General features: G+C 42.5%; 14 protein-coding genes and 1 riboswitch. Of the genes, 7 read left to right on the plus strand and 7 right to left on the minus strand.

What is annotated here, in order from left to right; all coding sequences use genetic code 11:
- Nucleotides 1-111: 111 nt before the first annotated feature.
- Nucleotides 112-348: a hypothetical protein gene (locus V7K35_RS07230; RefSeq protein WP_334795530.1), complete on the minus strand. Its 237-nt coding sequence runs from the start codon at nt 346-348 to the stop codon at nt 112-114.
- 559 nt (nt 349-907) lie between these two features.
- On the opposite strand from V7K35_RS07230, the gene lepA reads away from it, so the two are divergent.
- From lepA to V7K35_RS07245, 3 genes are all read left to right on the plus strand, one after another.
- On the plus strand, nt 908-2719 hold the full coding sequence (gene lepA, locus V7K35_RS07235) for a translation elongation factor 4 (protein ID WP_334795531.1): 1812 nt from the start codon (nt 908-910) through the stop codon (nt 2717-2719).
- 650 nt (nt 2720-3369) lie between these two features.
- Entirely contained in the window at nt 3370-4557 is a 1188-nt protein-coding gene (locus V7K35_RS07240; protein WP_335077567.1) for a glycosyltransferase family 4 protein, read from the plus strand.
- A gap of 406 nt (nt 4558-4963) precedes the next feature.
- Complete coding sequence (locus tag V7K35_RS07245) at nt 4964-6013, plus strand: cyanophycinase (protein ID WP_335077569.1); 1050 nt, start codon at nt 4964-4966, stop codon at nt 6011-6013.
- On the opposite strand, the gene V7K35_RS07250 is transcribed toward V7K35_RS07245, so the two are convergent.
- A complete protein-coding gene (locus tag V7K35_RS07250) occupies nt 5979-6458 on the minus strand; it encodes a hypothetical protein (RefSeq protein WP_335077571.1) in 480 nt (159 codons plus the stop codon). The two genes, V7K35_RS07245 and V7K35_RS07250, sit on opposite strands and share 35 nt — an antisense overlap.
- 191 nt (nt 6459-6649) lie before the next feature.
- The gene (locus V7K35_RS07255; RefSeq protein ID WP_335077573.1) at nt 6650-7390 is read right to left on the minus strand and encodes an SDR family oxidoreductase; all 741 of its coding nucleotides are present in this window, start codon (nt 7388-7390) and stop codon (nt 6650-6652) included.
- Between the two features lie 309 nt (nt 7391-7699).
- Here V7K35_RS07255 and V7K35_RS07260 point away from each other — a divergent pair, with 309 nt between their 5' ends.
- A complete protein-coding gene (locus tag V7K35_RS07260; protein ID WP_335077575.1) occupies nt 7700-8656 on the plus strand; it encodes an aldo/keto reductase in 957 nt (318 codons plus the stop codon).
- On the opposite strand, the gene V7K35_RS07265 is transcribed toward V7K35_RS07260, so the two are convergent.
- The 4 genes from V7K35_RS07265 to bcp all read right to left on the minus strand — a co-directional run bounded on the left by V7K35_RS07265 (nt 8604) and on the right by bcp (nt 11829).
- A complete protein-coding gene (locus tag V7K35_RS07265; protein WP_335077577.1) occupies nt 8604-9812 on the minus strand; it encodes a cysteine desulfurase family protein in 1209 nt (402 codons plus the stop codon). The genes V7K35_RS07260 and V7K35_RS07265 overlap by 53 nt on opposite strands.
- 5 nt (nt 9813-9817) lie before the next feature.
- Entirely contained in the window at nt 9818-10444 is a 627-nt protein-coding gene (locus tag V7K35_RS07270) for a type I restriction endonuclease (RefSeq protein ID WP_335077579.1), read from the minus strand.
- Between the two features lie 75 nt (nt 10445-10519).
- Nucleotides 10520-11176, minus strand: a complete 657-nt coding sequence (locus tag V7K35_RS07275; RefSeq protein WP_335077581.1) for a type I restriction endonuclease — start codon at nt 11174-11176, stop codon at nt 10520-10522.
- Between the two features lie 173 nt (nt 11177-11349).
- The gene (gene bcp / locus V7K35_RS07280) at nt 11350-11829 is read right to left on the minus strand and encodes a thioredoxin-dependent thiol peroxidase (protein ID WP_335077583.1); all 480 of its coding nucleotides are present in this window, start codon (nt 11827-11829) and stop codon (nt 11350-11352) included.
- A gap of 319 nt (nt 11830-12148) precedes the next feature.
- Here bcp and V7K35_RS07285 point away from each other — a divergent pair, with 319 nt between their 5' ends.
- The 3 genes from V7K35_RS07285 to cobG all read left to right on the plus strand — a co-directional run bounded on the left by V7K35_RS07285 (nt 12149) and on the right by cobG (nt 15592).
- A complete protein-coding gene (locus V7K35_RS07285; RefSeq protein ID WP_335077585.1) occupies nt 12149-13000 on the plus strand; it encodes an FAD-binding domain-containing protein in 852 nt (283 codons plus the stop codon).
- A gap of 333 nt (nt 13001-13333) precedes the next feature.
- Nucleotides 13334-13750, plus strand: a complete 417-nt coding sequence (locus V7K35_RS07290) for a hypothetical protein (protein WP_334792918.1) — start codon at nt 13334-13336, stop codon at nt 13748-13750.
- Nucleotides 13751-13869: 119 nt separating this feature from the next.
- Nucleotides 13870-13962: riboswitch (adenosylcobalamin-variant (AdoCbl-variant) riboswitch) on the plus strand.
- A 1-nt stretch (nt 13963) separates the two neighbouring features.
- Nucleotides 13964-15592 carry a precorrin-3B synthase gene (gene cobG / locus V7K35_RS07295; protein ID WP_442939699.1) on the plus strand — a complete coding sequence of 543 codons (1629 nt, stop codon included), beginning with the start codon at nt 13964-13966 and terminating at the stop codon, nt 15590-15592.
- Nucleotides 15593-15604: the final 12 nt, after the last annotated feature.

Here is a 15604-nt window from a genome sequence, read left to right on the forward strand (position 1 = left end):
ATTTATGCAGAAATTTTTACAGCTTTTTGGTTTTATTGGGTATTTCTTAGTGTTTTGAAATCTAGATTGGCAAACTTCATTTTTTTAACTTGCATTGACAGCTGATTCACGTCAATCGTTCCATTCACCCCGAGGAGGAACAGGGGTACGCACAGGGGTGCGCGTCAGTTCGTCATCCCTAAGGATTTCACCCCGTAACCACTGGCGAATCGCCACCTCAATGACTTTACTTGGATCATTGGTGAGATGCTGAATTTGCTTTAGTAACTCGGAGTCTAGGCGGACAGCAATTTCTACCTTATCGGCTCGTGTGTTTTCCGCTTCGGTAGTTTTCTCTTGCATATTCATAGATTTGATATATTCTGAATTGGTTTTGTCTAAAGTTTTGTAAAGTAGTTATATTCATTAATTTGGGCTAATTCGTTGAAAAATCTTCAAGGGCACAGTTAGATAGTTCCCTGAAATAGCACCAAAGTAACAGCTTTAACTTTCAAATCGCATTTTTCATATAACTGACTAGACAATGGCTCTAGAAGTTTTGCCGAGAAATCAGTGATTCCGGGCAATTACGGGTGGTAATTACCCACGATCCCTGCATGATCCCTACATGTACTTATTTACATTTATTGTACGCTCCTAGCTGATGATTACTAGCAGTGACAAATAGACTTTCATAATATTCTTAAAAGTCCACCTATTTAGATCGAAACTTAAAGATGGGGTGAAGAGGGGACTGGGAATTGGGTATTGGGGATTGGTTTGAAATAACTCTTCCCCAGTCCCCAGCCCCTAATGCCCAGTCCCCAATACCCATTAAAAGCTAGGAGCGTCTTGGCTAAGAAAGCATTAAAATACATTAAGTAAATTGCTCTTTTAACTTTGGTTGCTGCTAAGGCAAAGATAGTATATGACTGACGTTCCCGCAGTTCGCATTCGCAATTTTTGTATTATTGCTCACATCGACCACGGGAAATCAACCCTTGCCGATCGCTTGCTGCAAGCTACTGGCACTGTTGGAGACCGACAGATGAAGGAACAGTTTCTCGACAATATGGATCTGGAACGGGAGCGCGGGATTACAATTAAGCTGCAAGCTGCCCGGATGAATTACACAGCCAAGGATGGTCAGCAGTATGTTCTGAACTTGATTGATACTCCGGGGCATGTGGATTTCTCTTATGAAGTTTCCCGCTCTCTTGTGGCTTGTGAAGGAGCGCTATTGGTAGTAGATGCGTCCCAAGGTGTGGAAGCGCAAACTTTGGCGAATGTATATTTAGCGTTAGAGAACAACCTGGAAATTATCCCGGTTTTGAATAAAATTGATTTGCCAGGGGCTGAACCAGAACGGGTAATTGGGGAAATTGAAGAAATTATCGGTCTAGATTGCAGTGGTGCGATTCTAGCCTCTGCTAAAGAAGGAATTGGTATTGATCAGATTCTAGAAGCAGTTGTTGAGCGGATACCGCCACCACCCAATACGATAAATGAACGCTTACGGGCGTTAATATTTGATAGCTATTACGACAGTTACCGGGGAGTAATTGTGTATTTCCGGGTGATGGATGGCACCGTGAAAAAAGGCGATCGCATCCATTTAATGGCATCTGGTAAAGAATTTGAAATTGATGAGTTAGGCGTCCTTTCTCCTACTCAAAAGCAAGTTGAAGAACTGCACGCTGGGGAAGTCGGCTATTTAGGAGCGGCAATTAGAGCTGTAGCTGATGCCCGGGTAGGAGACACAATTACTCTAAGTAAGGCGAAAGCGGAGTCACCTTTACCAGGTTACGCAGAAGCCAACCCGATGGTTTATTGTGGGATGTTCCCCATTGATGCTGATCAATTTGAAGACTTGCGGGAAGCCTTAGAAAAGCTGGAACTCAATGATGCGGCGCTGCACTACGAACCAGAAACTTCTAGCGCGATGGGGTTTGGTTTCCGTTGCGGGTTTTTGGGCTTGCTGCACATGGAAATTGTCCAGGAACGGCTAGAGCGAGAGTATAATCTCGATTTAATCATTACAGCCCCCTCGGTGGTTTATAAGGTGATCACCCTGAAAGGGGAGGAACTGTACATCGATAATCCCAGCCGTCTACCTTCTCCCAACGATCGCGAAAAAATTGAAGAACCCTACGTCAAAGTAGAGATGATTACCCCGGAAACCTATGTCGGCAGCTTGATGGAGTTGTCGCAAAATCGCCGTGGCATTTTCAAGGATATGAAATATCTCACCCAAGGACGAACCACCCTCACTTATGAACTCCCCTTGGCGGAAGTTGTGACTGACTTTTTTGACCAGATGAAGTCGCGATCGCGCGGTTATGCCAGCATGGAATATCACCTTATTGGCTACCGTGAAAATCCTCTGGTGAAGCTGGATATCATGATTAACGGCGATCCCGTGGATTCCTTGGCGATGATTGTACACCGGGATAAAGCTTACAATGTCGGACGCTCAATGGCAGAAAAACTCAAGGAACTAATTCCCCGCCATCAATTTAAAGTGCCAATTCAGGCATCTATTGGCAGTAAAGTTATCGCCAGCGAACACATCCCCGCCTTGCGGAAAGATGTGCTAGCCAAGTGCTACGGTGGTGACATCAGCCGGAAGAAGAAACTATTACAGAAGCAAGCAAAAGGTAAAAAGCGAATGAAATCTGTAGGTACAGTGGACGTACCCCAGGAAGCCTTTATGGCAGTATTGCGCTTGGATCAAAGCTAATTTAAAAGTGCTTAATCCTCAGAGACAATTGGCTGCGATTACACCTCAACCTGAAAAAACATAAAACAGCCCTAACCCCCTTCCCTATTAGGGTTGGGGGAGTCAAAGCCCGATACATAGATTCTCCAGTCTTGCGCCATTGCTCGAACTGCTCAAATGAATAGTCGCATTCAGGAATATCATCTGGTGAAGTTGTTTTTACTTCGATCCTATAGCTCAAATCCCAAATTGTTTTGCCATCAATTTCGTCAAATTCATTAAAACAAACTTAGATTCAAGTTCAGACGCTTCAAACGAAAAATTGGGAAAAGGAGTTATACCGATTCACGAAAACCCTGATACAGATAAATTTATCGTAGGGGCATGGCAATGCTATGCCCCTAGCAACGTATTTGTAAGCTAATGCCTAAAAGATGATCAATAATGCTTACTTATTGATCATCTTTGAGGATTTATGGACAAGATGCGCTTACCCTGACCTTGCTTACTATCCCTAGCATACAGTTGATAACCTTTGATAAGCTTTAACAAAATCACTGTTAAAAACATCTAAAAATTTTAGTAAACATACTCACTGCATTCGGTATCCTTGTATTTTTAGATAAATGTAGTTTTTTAGATATTTGTAAAGCGTGGGGGGAGTTTAGCAGATGAAGATACTAGTACTGAGTTGGGAGTTTCCGCCGAGGATTGTTGGGGGAATTGCGCGGCATGTAGCGGAGTTGTACCCGGAACTAGTAAAGCTAGGGCATGAAGTCCACCTGATTACAGCAGAGTTTGGTCAGGCGTCAATGTATGAGGTAGTTGAGGGCGTAAAGGTGCATCGGGTGCCAGTGGCACATAGTAACGACTTTTTCCACTGGGTAGTCAATCTTAACCTGAGTATGGGAGATCACGGTGGTAAGTTGATTTTAGAGGAGGGATCGTTTGATTTAATTCATGCCCATGATTGGTTAGTAGGAGATGCTGCGATCGCTCTCAAGCATAATTTCAAAATACCACTAATTGCCACAATTCACGCTACAGAATACGGGCGCTATAACGGTATTAACACCGACATTCAAGGCTATATTAATGGCAAAGAAAACTTGTTGGCTTTCAACGCTTGGCGGATTATTGTTTGTAGCGACTATATGCGCCAAGAAATAGAACGAGTACTACACAGTCCTTGGGACAAAATCGATGTCATTTATAACGGAATCCGAGCCGAAAAGAAACAGCATCACGTAGATTTTCATGCTGTGAATTTTCGCCGCCAATTCGCCACAGACGATGAGAAAATCGTTTACTACCTCGGTCGCATGACCTATGAAAAGGGTGTACCTGTATTGCTTAATGCCATACCTAAGATCCTTTCCCAAATGGGAGGTAACGTTAAACTTATCATCGTTGGTGGCGGCAATACTGACCATCTCAAGCGCCAAGCCTGGGATTTGGGAATTTGGCATCATTGCTATTTTACAGGTTTTCTCTCTGATAGATACTTAGATAGATTTCAAACTGTCGCTGACTGTGCAGTATTTCCCAGCCTTTACGAACCTTTTGGGATTGTGGCTTTAGAAAGCTTTGCTTCTCGTGTTCCTGTAGTAGTTTCTGATACTGGTGGCTTCCCGGAAGTGGTGCAACATACCAAAACAGGCATTGTTACTTGGGCGAATAATCCCGATTCTTTAGCTTGGGGAATTTTGGAAGTGTTGAAAAATCCAGGTTATCGGCAATGGCTGGTAGATAATGCTTATAAGGATTTAGAGCGGCGTTTTAGCTGGCTGAAATTAGCCAAGCAAACTGAAGAAGTATATCAGCAAGTTGCCTTGGAGCGATCGCAAATTGTCTGGTAAGCGACTTGTTAGATCCCCGACTTCTTGAAGAAGTCGGGGATTTAAATCCAATGTAAATTTTCTTTGAAATTTTCACCCAAGGGTATTGGACTATAAAGGACACAAGCAATCTAGATATTTTCGCAGAGTAGGACAGAGAATTAATGATTACTCTGGGTTCTCATGGCGTTAAAAAACAGTACAAGCCCTGTACGCTGGAAATTCTACCCTCTGTAGTGCCAGAGTTAAGCTAGTGCGCGTTTAAATTGCAGATTTATTTCGTTAAAACTCTCATTAGTCCTTTGCCCAAGGGCAAATTGTAAATACAAGTGATTAAGGACTAATGATCAAAGACGATCACGAATAAATAAGCAATTAAAATGCGTAACAGCCTAGCAATAATTGCAGTTTGCTCCAGTAGCTTAGTATGACAAAGGCATTCCCAAGCATAGCAAGGCGCTTGAAAAGTACAGGAATCAAGTTGTTGAATATGGGAACCTTCCTTATAACCCGTTTTATCGAAAACTGGAAACGCTACTTTCTGGGTGACACTGTTGATGTCCACCCCTCCCCCTCTTTTGATTTTGATGTCCGTTCTTCATTAGCGGGTCCGGTTTTGAGCTTAGGTGGGGGTGGTCCCGATGTCGATGATGCCATCCAGTGGATGATTAACGAAGTCAGGGGAGGTAGTGACTCCGCCACTAAAGTTAATGTTGTAGTTATCCGCACTAATGGTAATCACGATTACAATCGGCTAATTTATGCCATGAGGGGCGTAAAGTTTGTGGAAACTCTTGTGATTAGCAATAGGCAAGAAGCAAACAAAGCTGAGATTTATGAAAAAGTCAGAAATGCTGATGTGATTTTCTTTGCTGGTGGCGACCAATGTGAATATATCCGCAACTGGAAAGATACCAAGCTTGAGGCTGCCGTTAAGTCAGTTTACCTTAAGGGTGGTGGTGTTGGTGGCACCAGTGCGGGGGCGATGATCCAAAGTGATTGTGTCTATGATGCTTGTGCTTCTTCCGAAAAAGGCATTGAAACTAGAGACGCACTCGAAGATCCTTACCGAGACATCACTTTTACTTACAACTTTTTCAATTGGAGCGATTTAAAGGGAACTATCGTAGATACGCACTTCGACAGACGGGAAAGAATGGGTCGAATTATGACTTTTATTGCCCGTCAAATTAAGGACGGTGTATCTAGCAGTGTTTTGGGCATAGGGGTTAGTGAAAGTACATCGGTTCTTGTGGATAAAAACGGTTTAGTGAAAGTTATGGGTAGGGGTGCGGTGTACTTTGTACTTGGTAATCATGTACCGGAAGTATGCCAATCCCGAACGCCTTTGACCTTTTCCAATTACAAAATTTGGAAAGTTCGCAGGGGGGACACCTTTAATCTTAAAAACAGACCAACTTCTGGCTACTATCTCAGGAGTGTCAAAAGGGGACGGATTGATTCAAATCCCTATTGAGTAGGGAGTGGGGGACAAGGGGATAATGTGGATAAACGGAATTCTGAGGTGGATTCATCCAGTTCAAACACTCGTTAACGAGTATAAAAGGTGGATTCATCCAGTTCAAAGACTCGTTAACCGAGATAAAAGGTGGATTCATCCAGTTCAAAGACTCGTTAACGGAGATAAAAGGTGGATTCATCCAGTTCAAAGACTCGTTAACCGAGATAAAAGGTGGATTCATCCAGTTCAAACACTCGTTAACGGAGATAAAAGGTGGATTCATCCAGTTCAAAGACTCGTTAACGGAGATAAAAGGTGGATTCATCCAGTTCAAACACTCGTTAACCGAGATAAAAGGTGGATTCATCCAGTTCAAACACTCGTTAACGGAGATAAAAGGTGGATTCATCCAGTTAAAACACTCGTTAACGAGTTTTTTAACTCCTGCCCCATGCCCCATGCCCCCTTACTTTCTACCCTATCGTGTATACACAAGTCGTATTACCCCCCTTAATCCCCCCGATATATTGGGGGGAAACCGAAAATCTAATTCCCTCCCCTTTATAAGGGGAGGGTTAGGGTGGGGTGATACGAGAGTCTAAACCCATATTTCAAGCTATTTCAGACTTGTGTATACACCGTAGTTACTTTCTACCAGGGAACCACACCATTTTCATCAAAAAACCCTCCGCTAGAACCATCATCAGGGAGAGTCGCAAGTCTCACTGCTGCGATCGCTCCCTGCTCAACAGTGCGGTGCCCTTGGTATTGATTAATGTCAGTTGCTGTGTAACCAGGATTAGCAGCATTGACTTTAATCACGGTATCTTTAAGTTCAGCAGCCAACAGAACTGTGATCGCATTCAATGCTGTCTTTGATGAGTTATAAGCAAGATACCTAGAATCAGCAAACTCACTATTTGGGTCAGAGTTTAGAGTCAGAGAACCTAAGCCACTTGATAGATTCACTATTCGCCCTGCTTTTGACTTCTTTAAGAGTGGCAAGAGCGTTTTTGTAACTGCAAACACTCCAAATACATTTGTCTCGTAAGTGTGTCGCAGTGTTTCAATATCAACTTGACTAGGTGGAAGGCGATCGCCATCACTTAGTATCCCAGCATTGTTCACAAGGATGTCAAGTTTCCCGAATTCGCTCTCGATTTTTTCAGCCGTAGAGTCGATTGTTTTTTGGTCGATGACATCAAGCTGAATTGATCGGGCATCGATTTGATTTGAACGAAGTTTATTCGCTGCTTCTTCACCACGTCCGATATCTCTTGCACCAACAAGAACAGTTGCACCTCTAGAACCCAATTGGCGGGCAATCTCAAACCCGATACCTTTGTTTGCACCTGTAATCAGCGCAACTTTGCCTTTTAAATCTTCTGACATATTACTTCTCTATTTTGATAAACACTGACAAATGTTACTATCTTCGAGCAAGTCTAGTACAGCGGGCGCGTAAATCCAGCTAGCATCTCAATTTAACCAGACAAAACAAGGGGATGCCCCTTGTTTTCTACCACAGTGTAATAGTGTACAAGAAGTAAGGAACAACACAACATTCAGGATTTAGTAATCCTACAGAAGTAGTGATTGCCTATCGTGTTTGCACCAATAGTCATTCACACCTGAGATAGCGGTTGAGAAGATATTTGCAACATAAACTAGCAATTGACTCAAAAATTGGAGAAAGTAGATATGCAAACCAAACAGCTTGGGAATTCGGAGCTTAACATTACCCCAATCGGCTTTGGAGCCTGGGCGATCGGTGGAGGTGGATGGGCTTTTGGTTGGGGAGAGCAGGATGACCAGGAATCGATCGCAGCGATCAATCACGCTCTCGACCTGGGCGTTAATTGGATTGACACCGCAGCTGTCTATGGTCTGGGGCATTCGGAGGAGGTTGTTGCTAAGGCGCTCAAAGGTCGATCTAATCGTCCCTACATTTTCACTAAATGCTCAATGATCTGGGATGAAAAGGGCAAAATTGGTAATAGCCTAAAGGCGGATTCTCTGCGGCGGGAGGTTGAAGCTAGTCTGCGCCGACTCGACATTGAAACTATCGACCTCTACCAGATTCACTGGCCTAACCCTGACTCAGAAATTGAAGAAGGCTGGACGACTTTGGCCAAGCTCAAGGATGAGGGTAAAGTTCGCAATATCGGGGTCTCAAACTTCAATGTAGAACAGTTGAAACGTGCCCAGGAGATTGCACCAGTTACCTCATTGCAACCGCCTTATTCACTGGTTAAGCGCGATGTTGGAAAGGAGATTCTACCTTTTTGTAAGGAAAACAACATCGGTGTGATTGTTTATTCACCGATGCAATCTGGCTTGCTTACAGGAAAGATGACACCTGAGCGGGTTGCTAATTTCCCAGATGATGATTGGCGTAAAAAGAATAGTGAATTTCAGGAGCCACGTCTATCTCGTAACCTGAAGTTGGTGGAGGTGTTGCAGCATATTGGTAAGCAATATGATCGCTCCCCCGGTGAGGTGGCGATCGCTTGGACTTTAAACAATCCGGCTTTGACAGGGGCGATCGTTGGCGGACGCAATCCCAAGCAGGTGGAAGGAATCATCGGGGCTGGAGAATTTCGCCTCAATCAGCAGGAGTTAGATCAGATTGACGCTTTCTTACGGGAGAATCCATAAAAGAGGTATTGCGTAAACTTTGAATAGTAGCGATCGCATGTTTTGCCACAATATCAATTTCCTCTTGGGTATTAAATCGTCCAATACCCAACCGCACTGAGGCATAAGCTAGCTGTTGGGAATGTCCCAGTGCTGTGAGAACATGGGAGGGTGCAGTGGTTGCCGATGAGCAAGCAGAACCAGAAGAAACTGCCATTACTGGCTGCAATCCTAGCAAAAGTGCGGCTCCATCCACTCCCTCAACGCTGATATTCAAGTTTCCCGCCAATCGCTCTTGTGGATGTCCGTTAAGATGAATTCCTTCAACTTGGGAAAGCTGTTCCCACAAGCTTTGGCTTAACTGGGTGAGGCGTTGAGTTTCTGTTGCTTGTTCTCTCAAAGCGATTTCTACAGCTTTCCCAAAGCCGACTATTTGCGGTGGATACAATGTTCCAGAACGCATCCCCCGTTCATGTCCGCCGCCGTGCTGCTGGGGAGCCAGTTGCACTCTGGGGTTGCGCCTACGGACGTACAGCGCCCCAATGCCCTTTGGGCCATATACTTTGTGTGCTGTTAACGACATTAAGTCAATTTTCATCGCTTGCACATCTAGGGGAATTTTACCAATAGCTTGGGCTGCATCGGTGTGGAAAATGATATTGCGCTCATGGCACATTTCCCCAATTTCTGCCAAAGGCTGTAACACGCCAATTTCGTTATTTGCAGCCATCACCGACACCAAAATCGTCTCAGGACGGAAAGCTTTTTTTAACTTACTTAAATCAATCAATCCATCTTTTTGGACAGGGAGAATAGTAATTTCAAAACCGAGACTTTTTAAATAATTACAAGGATCAATAACTGCACTATGTTCAGTGGCAACAGTAATAATATGCTGACCTTTTTTAAAATAAGCTTCGGCAACACCTTTAATAGCTAAATTATTCGCTTCTGTTGCACCACTTGTAAAAACAATTTCTTCTGGTGTGGCGTTGATTGCTGCTGCTAAAATCTCTCGCGTTTGTTTGACGGCAGCTTCTGCTTCCCAACCATAAATATGGCTAATACTGGATGGGTTGCCAAAGTGTTCTGTGAAGTAAGGGAGCATTGCTGCTAATACCCGTTCATCTACGGGTGTAGTAGCATGGCAATCAAGGTATATAGGACGAAGAGACATAATTATTAACTCAAAATTTGACTCAATTTTTTTAATATACTTAGAACCTGATACAGTTCAGTTTTTCGTTTAAAAAGTGTAAATTCATCAGACAAGGCATACTTTGGTATATTTTGTTTAGTCAGTTTTACAAAAATGAAATGACTACCATTGGTTACCAATCCAAAAGTAGGTTTGTCTTGATTAGGATTAGCCAACATATAAACAAGTGCTTGAGGTATGGCTTCTAAAAGAGAAAAGCTAGACCTTTTAGATTCAATTACTAACAACCATAATTGTTCTTGAATAACTAGAAAATCAATTCTACCTCTAATAACTTCTTCTTCATCTTCTGCGGAAATTTCTATTGATTGCTCGCCTCTCATATAAAAAGGCTCATCATAAAATCCAGCTAAATTGAGTAAAGGAGATAAAATTACTAATTTTACCGTTTCCTCTGACAAAGGAGGACGCTTGATTAAACGGAGAAAATGAAGTTTTACTCTGTCTAAATCTTGCTTTTCTAAATCTGTAATTTCCGGTAAATTCTCAAACCATTCTGTGAAGAATGCCTCATCTTCAGTTAGTTGTAGACTGAATCTTTCTTCCAGATAAGCAAGCCCGACATTTTGCGCTTGGATAAATTGAACCATAATTCATTTAAAATATGTAGTATAACTATTATGACACTGTTCCAGTATTAACCTAAAAAGGAATATCAAAGATAATTAGCTTAACACTTTACCTAAATTCTTCAAGATATTCAAAACTTTATATAATTCATTTTCGCGTCTATATAAAGTGAATCTATCAGATAAAGCATACATTGGTTTATCTTGTTTTATCAGTTTCATAAATTGTAAATCTTCTCCATTTATTACCAAAGAATATGCAGGATGCTCAGGCTGAGGATTTGCCAGCATATAAGTCAGTGCTTGAGGAATCGCTTTTGCCAAAGAAAAATTAGACCTCTTCGATTCAATTATCAGTAACCATAGCTGATCTTGGAGAACTAGGACATCAATTTTACCTTTGATAATTTCTTTAGTCTCTTCGGCGTTTGCTTCATTATGAATAATAATTTCTTCATTAATTTCTACACTTTCTTCTGTAGCAATATAAAATGGATGACGATAAAAACCAGCTAAATCTAGCAGGGGAGACAATACCACCATTTTTACTGCTTCTTCTAAAAGAGGAGCATTTTCAAGTACATTGAGATAGTTATTTTTAACTCTGTCTAAGTATTGCTTTTCTAATTCGGAAATTTCCGGGATGTAATCAAACCACTCTGTAAAGAATTGCTCATCTTCAGACTTGTGTAGAGCAAATTTTTGCTTTAAATAGGCAAGAGTGACATTTTGGGCTTGGATGACTTGAATCATATTTATTTCAAATTACGAGAAGTCTAATTCCTTACTTCAATCATCGCGCTGGCAGTTTATAGAGCGCCCTTTCACTAGACTTTGCTCAAACAGGCTGCTCACATCCTGCTTTATTACTATAAATATAATTCACGTAGCATTGCTGTAACTCTACTTGCATCCAACCAATTGCGTTACGTGGCTGCTAATTCCCGTAATTTAGTTAAAACTGCCTGAGCATGACCTTTGGTTTTTACATTAGGCCAAGCATAGACAATAATTTTATCAGGTGAAATTAGAAAGGTTGAGCGAGCAACACCCATATATTCTTTACCCATAAATTTTTTCAATCGCCAAGCGCCGTAGGCTTCTATCAGAAGATGTTCTGGGTCACTTAAAAGGGTGATTGACAAGTTATATTTGCTGATAAATTTACAATGGGATTTACCCGAATCTGGACTTACGCCTAAGATTTTCGCTCCCAGTGCGCTGAAGTCTTGATACAACTCGGTGAAATCTTTCGCTTCGGTGGTACAGCCCGGTGTATCATCTTTGGGGTAGAAGTAGAAGACAATCCACTGACTGCTGAAGTCGTCGAGAGTAACTGAATTGCCATTTTGGTCAGGAGTGGAGAAATCTGGCGCTGGTTGTCCGACTTGGGGAATGTTGCTCATGATTAGAGTGTGAAAGATTGCAACGTCGAATAGCCCGTCGTAGACATCGCTTTAGAATTGTACTATTGATGCACAGGCTCATCGTCTCGAAAAGTGACAGATTTATCTGATATCTTAGCTTTACTTACTGATAACCTGGAGAAAATTGCTATCAAAGCGATGCCTGCGGTTCTTGCTAGCCTATGTACCCATTTATATTTGCTTACCATGAAAAAAGTTCTCTCATAAGGTTGAGAGCGATCGCTTGTGTTTATCCGCGATAATAATGATTTAGCCTACAGGTATTTTTGTTTATTTATTCCTACCCTTCAAAGTTCATATGTCTAAAGATATGCAACGCGAATTTACCAACCGCGATGAGTTGGTAGCCTACCTCCGCGAACAATTCGCAGATGCAGCAGAACGCGATAACCACATTAGCGAAACTCTAGGAGGACGTAAAGCGGCAGAAGAAGCGCTGCAAAAAATCGACCCACTAAGCTACGCGCAAACACGTAATTTTTTCACGGGTGCTGTGACGCGACTTTCGCCTTATATCCGCTATGGTGTTTTGAGTTTGCGAGAAATTCGAGATTATGTCTTTGAACAAGTACAGCAGGAAAATGATGCTACGAAACTAATTAACGAGTTAGGTTGGCGCGACTACTGGCAACGGTTGTATGTCAAGTTAGGGGATGGAATCTGGAAAGACCAGGAAGAGTACAAAACTGGTTACACTGTGGCTGAATATGCACCGGAATTGCCGCAAGATATCAGACAAGAAACCACAGGTAGAGTTTGTATCGACAGCTTTAGCCGTGACTTAAAAGAAACTGGCTATCTACATAACCACGCCCGGATGTGGCTAGCGGCTTATATTGTCCATTGGCGGCGTATTCGTTGGCAAGCAGGAGCCAAGTGGTTTCTCGAACATCTTTTAGATGGAGATCCTGCTAGTAATAATATGTCATGGCAGTGGGTTGCCAGCACCTTTAGTCATAAACCGTATTTTTTCAACCGTGAAAACTTAGAACGCTATACCAAAAGCGTTTATTGCCAGAAATGTCCGCTTTACGGTCATTGTGATTTTGAAGGTAGTTATGAAGAATTAGAACAGCGACTTTTTCCTAAAGGGGAATTTAGTCAACAAGCCAATAGTCAAAGTTGGCAGCGTGGGAAGAAGCGGCGCTAGGTACAGTTTTGCATAAAATCCTAACGTTTATTAAATGCAGAGGGACGCATTGGCATTGTAGAGGGACACATTGGCATTGTAAAGGAACACATTAGCATTGTAGAGGGACGCATTGGCATTGTAGAGGGACACATTAGCATTGCAGAGGGACACATTGGCATTGTAGAGGGACACATTGGCATTGCAGAGGGACACATTAGCATTGCAGAGGGACACATTGGCATTGTAGAGGGACACATTAGCATTGCTATTGCTAAATTTAATTCGCTACGAATTAATGAAATACTGTACTAAAATTTATTGCCTTTTAACAAGAAACAAAACCAAAATCTAATGAGTAAACCAATTGTTTGGGTACATGGAGATTGCCTCAGTCCATACAACCCTGTACTGCAAAAATACTCCGATGCCCCAGCTATCTGGGTTTGGGACGAGGCTTTGATAAAAGAATGGCAACTGAGTCTCAAACGCCTTGCTTTCATCTACGAATGCTTGTTAGAGTTACCCGTTGTTATCCGTCGTGGTGATATGGCACAAGAAATCTTAGCTTTTGCTCAAGAACATGATGCGAATTTAGTCGTCACAGCCAACAGTCCCAGTTCCCGGTTTGATGATATCTGCAATCAAATGGAGGGTTCTATAGCAGTGGAAGTGCTAAAGGTAGAGCCATTTTTTGAGTATGACGGCTATATTGACCTGAAACGGTTCTCACGCTATTGGAAAGTGGCTCAAAATTATGTTTTTGAATAGCCCAATTATAAAATTATAATGTCTAGCGATCGCTTCTTCTACCAACAGATGCAATATTTTGCGATCGCAAAATCAAACTTATGAAGCATTAAATTTTCTGACTACCATCTCGTGCTAAATTACTAAAACTTAGAGTTGGGAAACTCCGGTGAAATTCCGGGACTGTGCCGCAGCTGTGATGGGATCACCCAAGTCAGAATGCCAACTCTCAAGATGTCCTCAAGACACGCTCACCATCTACTCCCTGCGCTGCACAGGGAAGGAGTTCCAAGTTTGCTTTCTGGATTTGCCACTTGTCCTGGCTTGTTTTATCCTACACCCGCCGCAGATGGTATATTATCTCGGATTAGAATACCAGGTGGAATTATTAGTAGTCAGCAGTGCCGTGCGATCGCACACATAGCAGAACAGCACGGGGGCAACTATGTGGATGTGACTAATCGAGCAAACCTCCAAATCCGTGAGATTCGCACAGGGATAAGTGCTGAAGTTCTGAAGCTTTTACAGGATATGGGATTGGGTTCTGGCAACACTGTTGTAGACCACATCCGTAATATTATGACCAGTCCAACTGCTGGTATCGACCTACAGGAATTAATTGACACTCGCCCTTTTGTCCAAGCTTGGGATAATTATATTGCTGCACATTCGGCGCTTTCGGGACTGTCGGCAAAATTTAGCGTTTGCTTTGATGGTGGTGGAATAATTCGGGTGAGCGATCGCTTGAATGATATCCTATTTGCGGCTGTTTTAATTGATGGTAATGTTTACTTCCGTCTCTATCTCAGTGTAGGCACAAAAGGTCAACCGCCTAGCGATATGGGGATTTTATTACCACCAGAAAAATGTTTGCCCGTCTTGGCAGCTTTGGCAGATGTTTATCTAGCTCATAGTCATACTACGAGTAAGCGGCGGCTACGTCTCTTAGAGTTATTGAATACGTTGGGTTGTGAAAATTATCTCCAAGAAGTTCAGCAGCGTCTACCTTTCCCTCTTTTGTACAGTAAAACAAGAAAAGACCTAACCCCCCAACCCCTTTCCCTAATAAGCAAAGGGGAGGAATTCTCCCCTCTCCTCGCAGGAGAGGGGTTGGGGGAGCGTTCAAATGCTGAGTATCAGCATATTGGCATCCATCCCCAACGTCAGAAAGGCTTATTTTACATTGGTATCGTCTTACCTCTGGGACGATTGGAGAGTATGCAAATACGGGGTTTGGCAGATTTAGCAGCAAAATATGGTAGCGGCACTCTTCGGTTAACCCCCTGGCAAAATTTACTGCTAACAGATATTCCTCAGCAATGGGTTGGCGATGTGCAGCGAGAAATTGCTTTATTAGAATTAGATTCTTCTGCAACCAACATCAAGAGTGCATTAGTTGCCTGTTCTGGTAAGAAGGGTTGCGCCGCTTCTGCCACGGACACCAAAAGTCATGCGTTGGCATTGGCAAAATATCTTGATCGTGTTCCTCTGGATTGCCCAGTTAATATCCACTTTAGTGGCTGCGAAAAATCTTGCGCCCAGCATAGCAAGAGTGATATTACTCTGCTCGGTGTCAGCATTCAGACAGACAATGGAACTGTGGAGGGCTATCACATTTATGTTGGTGAGAGTGAACAGAAATTCGGACGTGAACTATATCAATATGTGACTTTTACCGAACTACCTGCATTAATAGAGCGGATGCTATATGTATATAAAATTCAACGTCTAAATTCTAATGAGTCCTTTGGGGAATTTGCTAATCGATATGCGATCGCCCAATTACACCAGTTATTTAATATTATTCCTAAATCATTTGTGAATAACAAGATTCCCAACCTTTTAGAGAAGTCGGCAATCTGAGCCTTTCAATTT

This window comes from Nostoc sp., from assembly GCF_036917275.1.
Lineage (GTDB): Bacteria > Cyanobacteriota > Cyanobacteriia > Cyanobacteriales > Nostocaceae > Nostoc.

Bases quoted from the DNA above. Each gene is read 5' to 3' on its own strand.
- V7K35_RS07230 (WP_334795530.1), bottom strand. From the start codon at position 348: ATGAATATGCAAGAGAAAACTACCGAAGCGGAAAACACACGAGCCGAT.
- lepA (WP_334795531.1), top strand. From the start codon at position 908: ATGACTGACGTTCCCGCAGTTCGCATTCGCAATTTTTGTATTATTGCT.
- V7K35_RS07240 (WP_335077567.1), top strand. From the start codon at position 3,370: ATGAAGATACTAGTACTGAGTTGGGAGTTTCCGCCGAGGATTGTTGGG.
- V7K35_RS07245 (WP_335077569.1), top strand. From the start codon at position 4,964: ATGACAAAGGCATTCCCAAGCATAGCAAGGCGCTTGAAAAGTACAGGA.
- V7K35_RS07250 (WP_335077571.1), bottom strand. From the start codon at position 6,458: ATGGGGCATGGGGCAGGAGTTAAAAAACTCGTTAACGAGTGTTTTAAC.
- V7K35_RS07255 (WP_335077573.1), bottom strand. From the start codon at position 7,390: ATGTCAGAAGATTTAAAAGGCAAAGTTGCGCTGATTACAGGTGCAAAC.
- V7K35_RS07260 (WP_335077575.1), top strand. From the start codon at position 7,700: ATGCAAACCAAACAGCTTGGGAATTCGGAGCTTAACATTACCCCAATC.
- V7K35_RS07265 (WP_335077577.1), bottom strand. From the start codon at position 9,812: ATGTCTCTTCGTCCTATATACCTTGATTGCCATGCTACTACACCCGTA.
- V7K35_RS07270 (WP_335077579.1), bottom strand. From the start codon at position 10,444: ATGGTTCAATTTATCCAAGCGCAAAATGTCGGGCTTGCTTATCTGGAA.
- V7K35_RS07275 (WP_335077581.1), bottom strand. From the start codon at position 11,176: ATGATTCAAGTCATCCAAGCCCAAAATGTCACTCTTGCCTATTTAAAG.
- bcp (WP_335077583.1), bottom strand. From the start codon at position 11,829: ATGAGCAACATTCCCCAAGTCGGACAACCAGCGCCAGATTTCTCCACT.
- V7K35_RS07285 (WP_335077585.1), top strand. From the start codon at position 12,149: ATGTCTAAAGATATGCAACGCGAATTTACCAACCGCGATGAGTTGGTA.
- V7K35_RS07290 (WP_334792918.1), top strand. From the start codon at position 13,334: ATGAGTAAACCAATTGTTTGGGTACATGGAGATTGCCTCAGTCCATAC.
- cobG (WP_442939699.1), top strand. From the start codon at position 13,964: ATGTCCTCAAGACACGCTCACCATCTACTCCCTGCGCTGCACAGGGAA.